The sequence below is a fragment of the Nonomuraea sp. CA-141351 genome, assembly GCF_050944675.1.
GTDB lineage: Bacteria > Actinomycetota > Actinomycetes > Streptosporangiales > Streptosporangiaceae > Nonomuraea.
In genome coordinates this window covers 11,473,697-11,486,529 of the sequence record NZ_CP191982.1, presented here as the reverse complement: position 1 = coordinate 11,486,529, position 12,833 = coordinate 11,473,697, and the positions used below count along the sequence as shown (strand labels likewise).

4 protein-coding genes are annotated in these 12,833 nt (G+C 68.5%); all 4 read right to left on the bottom strand.

Annotation, left to right across the window (positions count from 1 at the left end; all coding sequences use genetic code 11):
- Nucleotides 1-157: 157 nt before the first annotated feature.
- The gene (locus ACQPWU_RS54030; protein ID WP_433434861.1) at nt 158-739 is read right to left on the bottom strand and encodes a hypothetical protein; all 582 of its coding nucleotides are present in this window, start codon (nt 737-739) and stop codon (nt 158-160) included.
- 214 nt (nt 740-953) lie between these two features.
- Nucleotides 954-1,712, bottom strand: a complete 759-nt coding sequence (locus tag ACQPWU_RS54025) for an SDR family NAD(P)-dependent oxidoreductase (protein ID WP_433434859.1) — start codon at nt 1,710-1,712, stop codon at nt 954-956.
- Between the two features lie 481 nt (nt 1,713-2,193).
- A complete protein-coding gene (locus ACQPWU_RS54020; RefSeq protein WP_433434857.1) occupies nt 2,194-8,262 on the bottom strand; it encodes an RHS repeat-associated core domain-containing protein in 6,069 nt (2,022 codons plus the stop codon).
- A 79-nt stretch (nt 8,263-8,341) separates the two neighbouring features.
- A complete protein-coding gene (locus tag ACQPWU_RS54015) occupies nt 8,342-12,289 on the bottom strand; it encodes a LamG-like jellyroll fold domain-containing protein (protein WP_433434855.1) in 3,948 nt (1,315 codons plus the stop codon).
- Nucleotides 12,290-12,833 lie beyond the last annotated feature (544 nt).

The following is a 12,833-nucleotide window of genomic DNA, read 5'->3' as shown; positions in this document are numbered from 1 at the left end:
TTGAAGGGGTGGGACCGGAATACGCCAGAAACCTGCCGCGGGCCTCGGTAGCGGGACATGACGAGCATCCGAACGAAAAGTCCCGCTAGCAGAGCAGCGTTGAGCGGCTTGCCGTGACTTTCCGTTCAAATGCGTCTCGCCGAAGGGTTTTCGCAGGTCATGACGGATGCAGTCGGGTGGCCTGAACGGCTGTGACACGGGCGGTGTCCACGCGGTGCGCCTTGCGCTCGGTCGGGCTGGCATCGGCGAGGGCAGCGCTCTGTTCCAGCGCGGCGCGGTGGAGTGCGAGCGGGGCCGTGATGCGGACCGAGTAGCCGTGGCCGCGGCGGATGGTCTGCCCGGAGGCGAGGGCCTGGCGGACGGTTTCATCACCAGTGGTACGCAGGTGATCGGCGAGCAGCCCCGGCAGCACGTGCTCGGTCCCATCGGTGACCTCAGCGCGCGCACCGCCGTACGGGTCCAGGAACACCGCATCGCCGAAACCGGCGAGGCGATCGCGGTCACCGCACCCGACCAGCTCCTGGCCATCGCCGCACTCGACGGCGGCGCCGCGGTGGCCGTTCACGTGCACGACGGCGAGACCGCCCGCCCACATACCCGGCTGGGGATCTCCGGCACGGCCGGCAAGCTCATGTTGCTGTCCACACCCGAGAGCGAGCCGCAGCTGGCGCAGTTGCAGATCGGCCCGCTCGACCTGTGGCAGGACATTGGCGGCAATCAAGGCAGTGGCAGTGTGCATGGAGCGGACCGGGTCGGCTACCACCGCACTGCGCGCCACGCAGCAGTCGGGCCAGGCTCATCCAGGCTCATGTCATCGGACTCGGCCCGGACGATGGCCTCAGCGATGGAGGTGCTGATAGCCGTCCCGGAGGCGGCCGACGCTTCGAAGTCCAGCGCCGGCTCCCGGCCCTACCGCGACCGATCACAAGCACTGCCGGGTGATGCATGCACCCTCACACCAGTACTGCACCCCCGGCAATGTCAACAATGACACCAGTGATCCAGCTCGATTCATCGGATGCGAGGAACAACGCAGCCCGGGCGACGTCTTCAGGGGTACCAAGTCGCCGCAGGGGGTGTGAGTCGGCGAGCGAGCGCTGGACGTCGTCCGGTATCCATTGCTTGTTCGTCTCGGTGAGTACCGTCTCGGGTGCAAGGCAGTTGGCGCGGATGCCGAAGGGGCCGACTTGGGCGGCCAGATCCTGTGTAAAGATCTGCACACCTGCCTTCGCCGCAGCGTAAGCGACAATCGTCCGTTCGCTCGGCTTGCGGCCGGCTGCGGAGGAGAGAGTGATGATGTTGCCGGTACGGCGTTGCTTCATGTCGGGCAGGAAACACTTCACGGTCAGGAAGGTGCCGGTCAGGTTCCGATCGATATCAGCTCGCCAGTTTTCCTCTGCGATGTCTTCGATGGGCATGGGGCGGCTTTCCGAGCTGCCGGCATTGGCGACCAGAACGTCGACGTGACCGTACCGTTCGAGGATCTGCTCACGCATCCGGGCCAGGTCGTCGGCAATGGTAACGTCGCCGGTCACGCAGATGACCTCGCCTCCGAGGTCGTGAATACGAGCTTGAACCGTAGCGAGCGCGGTTTCGTCCCGGCCGTGCAGTGCGACACGGGCGCCCGCCTGTGCGAACGTGATCGCGATGGCCGCGCCGATCCCCCGCGAACTGCCGGTGACCAGTGCCACCCGATCCTTGAGCATGCTCATCAGTTGTCATCTCTCTAGTGCCGGAAAGGCGCGCCCACCGCGCCCGCCCCCATTCAAGGCGACCGCGCGGCTCGAGTCTCGCACGTCACTGTTTCATTTCGGCTTCACCGGCCTGCGCGAGGGAAAACCCCTCCAACGGCCGACCTCAGTGGCTCATGGAGTACCGCGGCCCCTGCCGGCCACCCCTGACCCGGCGGGCTGGACGCGATTCGCACGTTCTCCAACGAGATGCGGCTGCATGAGGGGTATCGGGTACGTCACGCCCGACGAGCATCACGGCGCCCGCCTCCGACCCTTGGCGGGTGTCAGCCGCGTCATAGGCCGGGCACGGCACATCACCCCGGGCAGCGACCATGCATGCACACGTGACACGAAGACAGCCCTTGGTCATATGGTCTTCTTCCTTCGACAGGAAGAATGATCGACCAAGGGCTGTCAACTGGTCACTCGTATCGCCTCCCGGAGCCGGGATTACATATCGCTAGGGGAAGCAAGCGCCCATTGAGAACGTTCCGCCGACAATGGCGCCGGCGAGGACGAGAGACCCTCCACCGGTCTCCGGTGCGAGGCCGATGCCGATAGCGCCTGGTATGGCCGCCGAAGCGCATCCAAGGGTGGTTTTCCAGTACTCATGGTCCATGGGGGTGGTCATCATGCGGCTGACGAGGTTGCCGGCCCAGCCACCGACGCGGGTCTGGACACCGCCCCGGTTGTACATGGTGTGGTTTATGTGGTCGGCTTCCGATTCGAGCCTCCAGTCTGCGAATTCTGGAAGTTTGAGATACGTGCTTTCCTTGACGACCATCCCCTCGACGACTGTGGTGACTTTCTTCCTGTACCCATCGTCGGTGACCACGGTGACGGTTCCTGTGGGCGCGCCACCCACATGTCCGATTGGACCGCCCGCGCCATTCCAATCGTGCTGCTTCGCTCGGCTTTGCCTTTGATCCCCATTCGGCCCGAGGTTCATACAGTATTCCCAGCCTCCCTCACAGTGGCCTCCGAAGTCCTTCATGTGCGCGATCGACGTCGGTCGCGGCGCCGGTCGGTTGACCTTGGACGCCCTCCTGAGCGCGTTATAAATCCGCTTCTTCGTGCTCAGATTCCGCAGCGCCTTTATTATCCTCGGCCTGTGCGGCTTCGCCTTGGGCCTCGACGGCGTGGGCTTGTGCGGGGGGCGAACCGTCTTGCGGCCATAGTCGCCTTCCACGTACATCTCCCCGTCGGGGTCGCTCATGGTGGCGGGGCTGTTGTTGCTGTAGGCGTAGGCGTTCATCTGCTGCGGGTCGAGCGGGTCGATGATCGGGTCGACCGAGATGAACCTTCCCATCGCCGGATCGTATTCACGGGCCCCCAGCCGGGTCAGACCGGTGTCCGGGTTGACCGCGCCGCCGACGAAGCCGCGGTTGCCGGCCGGCCATGCGGGGGCGGCGCCGCGCGGGTTGCCGAACGGGTCGAATCGGCGGGTGGTGACTGCCAGGCTGGTGGCGTTGACGGCGACCTGCGAGGTGCCGTGGTGGTCGGTGAGCGTCCAGGTGAAGCCGTCACTCGTACGGGTGCCGAGCCCCTCGTAGTACCGGGTGCCGGTGGTGGAGCCTGTCGCGGTGTTGAGGCGGAGCTCGCCCCTGCCGACGAACAGGGTCACCGAGCCGGGGTCGCGGCGGATGAGCTGCTCACCATTGGCGTCGTAGACGTACGAGGTGGTCTTGCCGCCTGCGGTGATCGAGGTGAGCAGGCCTTCGTCATCCCAGGTCAGCGTCTGAGCGCCGGCGGGTCCTGGGCGGGCGGTGGTGTTGCCGGCCACGTCGTAGCCGTAGGCGGCGGTGGCCGAGCCTGTGGTGGTGGCGGTCACCGCATGGGGCCTGACGACGCCGTCTCCGGGGTTCGGGTAGGAGTAGGTGGTCGTGACGTCGGGGGTGCCCACGCCCTTGACCGTCATGGTGCGGCGGTTGCCGATCACGTCGTAGGTGTACTCCTGCCAGTAGGGGGCCGGGCCGCCGATGACGGACGCCGACGGCGTGGTGCTGCAAGTGTCGGTGTTCTGGGTCCAGGCGGCGGTGATGCGGCGCAGGTAGTCGGTGGCGAAGCACTGGGTGTCCCTGGCTGATCCGGCGGTGCGGTCGGTGATGCGGGTGACGTTGCCGGCCGGGTCATAGCCGTAGGTGAGGTCGTTCACCATGACGCCGCCGGACTGTTCGCGTTCGGTGAGCGTCTCGCTGACCCTGCGGGTGCCGTCCTCGTAGTAGGTGGTGCGCCACAGCCGTTTGTCGTTGGTGCCGAGCTCGAGCTGGGCGGTCTCGCCGAGGGCGGTGTACGTGGTCTGGGCGACGTAGGTCTGGGCACCCTTGGCCGTGTCGAGTTGGCCGAGGGAGGTGTAATCGTAGGTGATGGTCTCCTGTGCGAGGGTGCCCAACCTGGGCAGGGTCTCACTGGCGAGACTGTCGTCGGCGGCGTACGTCTGGGTCGTGGTGTAGGTTCCGGCGAGCTGCTGTTCCACCTCGGGGATGGTGACCGAGGAGCCTTCCGGGCGTCCGGCCTCGTCGTAGCCGGTGACTTCCTTGACGTAGGCGTTCCCGTTGACGTAGCGGGTGGCGGAGGTCAGGGCCCCCTTGGCCAGCGTGTCGTAGACGGTCTTCGTCAGCAGGGGGCCGGTCTCCGTGTCCAGGTGTGTCTCGACCTGGCGGCCGAGATCGTCGTACACCGACGCGATGGTCTTGCCGCGTGCGTCGGTGCTGGTCAGCAGCCGGCCGGCGTCGTCGTACGTCATCGTCGCCGCGCCCTTGTCCGGGTCGTCGGCCTTGGTCTTCCTGCCGAGCACGTCGTAGGTGTAGCGCCACACGTTGCCGGCCGGGTCGGTGATCTTGTTCAGATGGCCGGACTTGGTGTAGCCGTAGCGGGTGACGTCCGACGGGCTGGTGAGGGTGCGGCCGCGGTACTGCGCCAGCGCGGTGACGCGGTCGCGGGCGTCGATCCACTTGGTGGTCACGGTCCCGCCCTGCGGAGGGATCTCGCTGACGAGGTCGGCGCTGTAGGACGTGGTGGTGCGCCACTTCTCGGTCAGGACGCCGTCCGGACCGGGCATGAGGAAGATCTCCGCGATCTTGCGTTCCACGCCGTCATACTTGGTGACGGTGGAGGCCGTCGCGCTGCCGGAGGCGAGCACGAACAGCGCCGTCCCGGGCGCGTCGTCGGCGTGGTACGGCTGCCGGGTCACGCTGACGAGCCCGCGCGAGTCGTACATGGTGTCGGTCACCATCCGCCCGCCCGTGGGGCTGGGCGCCTGCGTCTGCCGGGGCCTCAGGAAGCCGTCGTAGAGCGTGTACGTCACGACGTGGTTGCCGTTGGCCCGCAGCGTGCTGGTGCTCACCCAGTTGGGGCCGCCGCTGCGGCGCACGCCGTAGTCGTAGCGCAGGTGCGGGCTGTCGCCCGCCGCCTCGCTGCGGCCCGGCTTGTACACCTTCACCAGGCGACCGAGGGCGTCATAGGTGGTCGAGGTCTTGCGGTTGTCTGCGTCCTGTTCCTCGACCGGGATGCCCCAGGCGGGGTCCAGGGTCGTGGTCACGACGTGGCCGAGCGGGTTGGTCACCGTGGTCGCGGTGGTCAGGCCGTTGGTGTCGGTGTACGCCGTGGTCGTGAGCTTGCTGAGCGCGTCCCGGGACTCCCGGACCCGGCCGTAGTCGTCGTATGCCGAGGTCTCGCTGACCATGTAGGTGGCCGTGCTGCCGGTGTACGCCTTGGCGGCCTCCTTCTTCGTCACGTCCCCGTGGATCGGCGGGGCGTCGAACTGCTGGCCGTCGTAGGACAGCCGGGTGTCGGTGATGGCGTCGTCGGGGTAGGCCGGGGTCACGCCGCAGGCCACGCCGACGGTCTTGGTCGTGCTCGGGAACTCGGCCAGCATTTGAGCCGTGTTGTGCACGTACGTGGTGGTGGTGCACTGGTCGTCGTCGGCGGAGGCGATGTCGCCGAAGTCGTTGACCTGGGTCTCGTTGCCGTACTCGTCGTAGGTCGTCGCCACCCGGGTGACCCGGTAGGTCCCGTCGGTACGCCGCTCCCGGGACTCGGTCTGCGCGACCTCGACCTGGTAGGACTTCAAGCTGCCCTGGGTGGCGGTCAGGCGGGTCCACGGGTCGTTGAGCTCCGTGGTGAGCGCGGTGGCGCCGTCGTAGGTGATCTGTTCGCGTACGAAGCCGGCCAGCGGCTCGACGTCGGCCAGTTTCGTGCCGGTGGAGTCGATGATGTCGGCGGTCTTGGTGCCTCCGGCGGGGTTGAGCCGGTCGCCGTGCATGCCGCGGAAGTACAGGTATTGGGTCTTGGTCTCGGGCTTGTTCTCGTCGTTGGCCGGGTCGCCCTCGCGGACCAGGACCTTCTCGTACCCGCGCCAGTCGGACCAGGTCCGCTTCTTCTCGTCGATCAGTGGGTCGTCGACGTAGGCCCAGGCGCCACCCTTGACAGCGTCGTACTCGTACGTGGTCACCATGTCCTTGGCGTCGGTCACCAGGTCGTCCTGGACCACCTTGGCCACCGCGTACTTGTGGAACCAGTCGTTGACCGGCTCGGTGGCGGGCGGCATCGCCCACCGCTGCGGGAAACAGCGCTTGGTGTTGCTCTCCGCCGTCGGCAGGGCGCCAGGGGCGCAGTCCGGCGGCGCGTACGTGACGTTGATCGCTCCGCCGGATTCCGTGGTGATCGTGGTGAGGCGGGGCTTGTTCAACGCCGGCAGCCCGTCGGCCGCGGAGTTGACCCGGTTGGGCAGCATCGTGGCGTCGAACGTCACGGCCGGCTCGGTGATCGGGGTGGCGCCGGCCAGGCCGGTGTGGGTGATGCCGTTCAGCCACAACGCCTTGTCCGTGGTGCCGTCGCCGGCCGCCGGGTAGGTGTGGTCGAAGTCCCACGCGTCGACGCCGCGATAGTTCCCGCCGCCGGTGGAGAGCTGGGTGGTGACCTTCGCCAGGCGCTTGGTGGACCAGAACGTGGGCGAGTACTTGTCCCCGCACGTCGAGGCGCAGTCGGTGTCCCACGGGACGTCCGGCCAACTGGTGAGGTTGTGGGTGGCGCAGTTCTGTCCCGGCGCGCAGCGGTCGGCCCGGTCGAATACGACGCGGGCGGGTGCCGGACCTGAGTATTCGGCGCCGGCGCGGGTGCCGTACTCGATGCGGGCCAGCGTGCCGCCGCGGACGTAGGTCGCCGTGGTCGCGCCCAGGTTCTGGGCGTAGCGGTTGGTCTCCTGGTCGTAGAAGTAGCTCATCGAGTTGCCGTGCGCGTCGACGACGTAGTCGAGGTTCCAGCGGTAGGCCTGTATGCAAGCCGAGGCGGCGAAGGTGGCCTTGTTGCACGGCTCGCCTGCGTCGTTGCCGTAGACAGGGACCGTCCAGGCCGACTGGGTGGTGGCGCGTCCCGCCGTCCAGCCGGGCAGCCGGTTCAGGCCGAAGAAGTACTGCGTGCCGTCACTCCTGGTGACCTTCCAGTACTCGCCGTCGTCGTCGCCGTTGATGTCCTGGCCGCTGCGGAACAGGTGCTCGACCCGGGTGCCGTCGTCGCCCTTCGGCCGCCACACGCCGCCCTGGTTGACCATCCGGCCGGACTGCTCACCGAAGGACAGGGTGGCGTTGTCGGTCTCCCAGCACAGGTCGCCGGTCTTGGTCTGGCCGTTGTTCCCGCCTAGGTCTTCCATGCACCCCTTGTAGGAGCGTTCGATGAACCCGGGCGACAGGTTCCAGCCCTCGCCCACCCAGGACGGCTGGTTGTTGGTGGCCACGGTGCGCCCGTCCACCGCGGCCGAGGAGTACGAGAGCGCCAGGCTCGGGCCGAGCTCCCCGGGCACGGGCGGCATGCGCATCGGGTACTGCCAGGCGAAGTCCCCGGTCTGGGCGGAGACCTGCCACGTGCTGGACGGCGCCAGCGAGGTGGCCTTGTAGTCACCCTTCGGCCCGTCGGCCGCCGCCGCCAGCGCCAAGGTGCCGGCGGTGGCGCCGACCGACACCTCGGCGGACACGGTGGCCGCCTTGAAGTCGTTGCGTACGGCGGTGACCGGTGTCCGGTCGCCTGCGACAGGCACCAACCGCAGGCGAGAGGCCCAGTCACCGCCGTACGCGTCCTGGAAGGCCGAATACTCCACGGTGATCGTCACCGGGGCGGGTTGGGCCTTGCCATCGGCGCGCCGTACTGACAGCAGGATCCCGGCCACCGCCGCACGTTCGGTGGCCGTCCGATCCAGCACCTCGACCTTCACCCGCTCCGGGCCCGGCTGTCTGGCAGCGGCCACCCAGACGGGCAGCGAGCCGGCCCGTACTTCGGCCGCCGCCGCGGAGCGGCCGGCCGAGGCGGCGGGCAGGGCGATCTCCGCGGCGCCCGCGGCGGGCCAGTCCGCCTTGGGCGCACGCTTGCGGGCGGGCGTCGCCTCGGGGTCGGGCCGGGCGGCGGGAGGCTCGAAGTCCTCGCCGGGCACCGGCTCGACCTCCTCGGGGGCGCTCGGCTTCACGGGCGCCTGCGCGTTCACGGCGTCCACGACCATGGCCGGCGTGGCCCCGGCCGGGGTGCTCGCCAGCAGCATGATGAATAAGCATCCAAGGGCCGCGGTCGGCCACAGGCGCCATCGGTTACGGCGCATGAGAGTGAATCCCCTTCCCTGATCAGAGTCCGGTTACGAGGAAGCCGAGTGAGTGGTCGTACTCCTGGCCCTCACAGTTGCGGTCGCGCGAGTCGAACAGGTCGCCCCCGCGCGCCCGGCAGCGGAACAGCTCGCCGCTGATCGCGTCCGGCGCTCCGGGCACGTCCTGCGGGGGGCTGGTCCAGATGTAGCCGAGCCTGCGTACGACCGTCTTGTCCTCGCAGGCTGGGTCGGTGGAGGTGAAGACGTCGTTGTCGTCGTCATTGCGGCAGCTCATCAAGGCTGTGGTGCCGGGCAGCGGGACCATCGACAGGGTCCCCACGTTGCCCTCCGGGCGGTAGTTCGCCTCGATCCGGCCGATGGCGCTGGCGTGATCGTAGGGGTATCCGGTGGTCACGTGCCTGATCAGGTGGGCGTAGGCGCGGGTGTAGCCGAGCGAGCCCTCCGTCACCTTGTTCTCGCAGTCGGGGTCGGTGGAGGCGAAGTGTTCGACGTTGGGGACCTGGCACCGGTAGATCTGGAGCGTCGGCACTCCTGACGGGGGCGTGGTGTAGAAGCGTCCGACGCTGCCCAGGTTGGCGTAGGAGCCGCAGTCGTAGGCGAGGAAGTAGTCGGTCGTGCCGTTGCGGCAGGAGTACACCGGCAGGGTGTTCGGTGCGTCCTCCGGGGCCGGCAGGCCGAGGGAGCCTTCGAAGTGCGATCCTGGCGGCACCTGCCCGGTGGTCACGATGTGCCGGCCGTTGAGGTTGGCGAAGCGGCCGAGCTGTCCCCCGTACAGGTTGGTCTGCCTGGTGAGCGGCTTGTCCCGGTATTCCGCCTGTATCTGGTCGGTGGTGCGCACGCCGGTCCACGCGTGCACGTCGTCGATGACTCCGGCGAACGGCGTCGCCGGAGCGCCGTTCTGCCTGCCTCGCCCGATCTGGAAGGCGCCGGTGGCGTTCACCGTGGCCGTGGCCTCCTTCTCGGCCACCAATGCGCTGTCCACGTAGAGCCGGATCCGACCGGCCGCCGCGTCGTAGACGCCGGCCAGGTGCGTCCACTCCCCGGCTTGCGCGGTCGTGGGCGAGTCGACGCTGAGCGTCTGCTGCGTGGCGTCGCTCTCGGATTGCGGCAGCGCGAACGACCACGTGCGGGTGTCGCCCCGGTAACGCAGTTGGAAGCCGCTGACCTGGCCGCTGTCCTGGCTGAGGATCGTACGCGTTTGGGCGTCGGCGGTATCCAACCTGACCCAGGCGCTCACGGTGAAGCTCACGTCGGTTCGCAGCGCGGGGCCGGCCGTCGACAGAGTCGAGGTGCCGCCGTTGAGGCGCACCGCGCCGGTGCCCACCTTGCCCGTGGTCCAGGATCCGGCGCTGCCGAGCGTGCCGAGCCGGTAGTTGCCGGACACCTCCTGCGCCGTCGTGCCCGTCCCCTCGTCGAGCGGCAGGAACAGCTCCTCGCTCGCGGGCGCGCCGGCCAGGTCGTGGATCTCCTGGATCGACAGGGCGCGACTGTAGATGCGGACCTCGTCCAGCGAGCCCGGCCAGTAGTCGGCCGGGGCGGCGTTGTACCGGGCCCGGCCCAGCTGCACCGAACCGGCCGCCTTCCACGGCGTGGTGTGGGCGGCGGGCGTGCCGGCCACACCATCGACGTAGATCTTGATCTGCCCGGCGGCGGCGTCGTACATGCCGACGAGATGGGTCCACCGTCCCGCGACCGCTGGCGTCGCAGATTCGGCAATGTGCCGTGGGGCGTCGTTGGCGTCGGCCGCCGGCATCATGAAGTTGAACTTCTTGGTGTTCGGGTTGTACTGCAGGAAGAATCCGCTGATCTGGTTGCCGTCCTGGCTGACCGCGGTCCGCCAGGTGGTCTCCAGCCGATCCAGCTTCACCCAGGCCGCGACGGTGAACGTCTTGTCCGTCGGCACGGTGGGGCCGCCCGCGGTGCCGGCGTACCCGGCGCTGCCGTCCAGCCAGAGCGCGTCACCGTGCCGGCCGATCTGCCAGCGCGCCGGGCCCGTCGGGCCGGTGACGATGGTTGCGTTGTGCCCGTAGGGCGAATCGTCGACGACCTTCGTCTCGGTGAACCCCTCGAGCTTCCACTGCCCCTTCGGCGGCGAGCCGGGACCGACCCAGAAGTGGTAGCGGTATTGCGCACCCGGGTTGCCCGCGCGGTCGATGCTGCGGGCGTACAGGTCCATGGGGCCGTCATCGGGCGGTGTGACCAGGGCGTTGGCGCTGCCGGCCGAGTTGGCGGCGGCGTTGGAGACACCCTCGCGCCCGTACAGGTAGTACTCGAACCCCGCCACATCCCCGACGCCATTGGCGCCGAGGGTGAATCCGCCCGTGTAGCCCACTGCCCCGCCTGTCGGGCAGGGGTCGTAGTCCGGCGGCGGGCACTCGGGGTAGGTGACGGAGCTGACCTGCGGCGCCTTGGCCGGGCCCGTTCTGTCGATGGTGACATCGCACCACGGCCCCCACGGCCCGGCGTCGACACCGTCGGTTCCGCGTACGCGATAGGCCAGCTTGGCCCCGTCGGCGGCGTTCGCCGACGGCACGTCGACGGTGAAGGTGGAGCCGGATGCCTTGGCCCCCATGGTGGCGGCTCCGAGCCGGGCGCCGGACCTCACATACCACTCGAACTCGGCGGACACCAGGCCGCCATCGGGGTCGGAGACGACCGCCGACAGCTTCGGCCCACGCGGCCCCAGATTGGGGTCGTTGTCGATGTAGGGGTTGACGTAGGGCTCGTTCGGCTGCACGCCGCAGGCCTTGTTCTCCACCGTCTGGCCGGTCGGCGCGTTGGGGTAGCTGTTGTAGGTGATGGACAGGCCGGGGTTGGTGTCGAACTTCTTCCAGGCGAGTCGCTCGCCCTCGTTGGCCGCCTTCAGCATGATCGCGGTGAGGCCGTTGCTGGACGCCACTGCCTTGTTGACCGCGCCGGTCGCGTCGAATCCGACCCAGGCGCCCGGGCAAGTGGAGTTGTAACCGTGGGCGACGTTCTGCATCCCCAGGCTCACCGGGCTTCCGCCGGGGAAGGGCTGGCTGTTCCACGTCGTTCCGTTGCTGATGGGGTTCGTCCCCCATGCTTCGACCGGCTGAGACGCGCACGAGGGGGCATGGTTCTCGAACGCGTTGAACTCCGCGTGGAGAATGTGCCTGCCGACCACGAACGACGCGTCGTACTGGAAATACGAACGCGCGACCCCGATACCGTCGCACCCCAACCAGTCGCAATACCCGACCTTGGCCACGTGCTGGTCATCACCGCCCGGGTAGGCCACAGTCGGATGGCCGGACAGCACCATGACGAACGCCGAGCCCGTGGAGAAGTCCGGATCGATGTACAACGGGAACGTCGCCGCGGGATCGGCCGGCAGTTTCTGATCGGGTCGCAGGGTCAGCGTGTCCTTGCCCAGTTCGAGTTCCCCCACCGCGCTCTTCGCGGCCGACGGCGTCGAGTCCCAGGCCATCGGTGCACCGGAGGCGAAGACGAGCTTCCCCTTCTCGTCGTAGGCGCCGATGTTGCCGTGCCCGTCGTCGCGCAGCTTCACTCCCTCGGCGGCCACGCCGAAGCTCAGCTCCGCGAGCCTGGGATCGGTTGCCGCGGCCTTGTTCTTGACCACCAGCACTTCCCGGAAGCCTTGCGCGGTCGCGGTCATCCGCAGATCGACGCCGGGCATGACCTCGGGGTAGGTCGCACTGTCGCGGCTCAGCATCGGTTGCGGCAAGGGTGCCGGCCAGCGGAGCTCGATCCAGGCATTGCCCTGCTGGAGGCGTACCAGGGGCTGGTCCCCGCCTCCGGAGAAGACGACGGGGCTCGTGGTCGCGCCGGGTTCGATGCCGCCGTCGGCGCGCCGCCGCAGCGTCGTGTCCACCGCCACCCAGCCCGTGCCCCGCTTGACCCGGACCGGGTCGGTCCACAGGTCGGCTGTGAAGGAGCCGTCCGGGTTGGCGTACACGTCCTGGCGCTCGGCCTGCTCCGACGTCACCGCCACCCGTTTGCCGGACCGTTTCGCCTCCCCGAGCGCCCAGGGCGCCGAGCCCAGGGGGTCTGATTCAACGGAAGCCGCCGCCGACGCGGCGGACGCATCCGCTGTCGGGGTTGTCGATAACCCGGAGAGCGCGGTGGTCAATACCACCACCAGGGCACTCAGACGTCGCCACACTTTACCTCCAAGAGATCGGGCAGGCAGCATGGGGCGGCCCGCGTACCGTTCATTGGGTGGATCGCCGTACGTGCCGCGCTGATCTGCGCCTTCCTGCCCTGACGCGGTGGCGGGGCGACATCTGAGGCACGGCTGCTACGGATAGTCCTCGCATCTAGGCCGAGCTCAGTGTGGGTCTCCGAAGCGGCATGATCCAGGACGCCAGACGGACATTTTCCGGACATTGTGCCGCTCGGAGGATCATGCTGCCGGCGAGTGTTCCGCTGACTCCGAATTCGCGCACCGCGCCCGGGCGGAACCCAGGCCGATGTCCGCAGAATGTCCGGCTGACGACCTGGCCCGGCGCGCCCCTCAGGTGAAAAGTCAA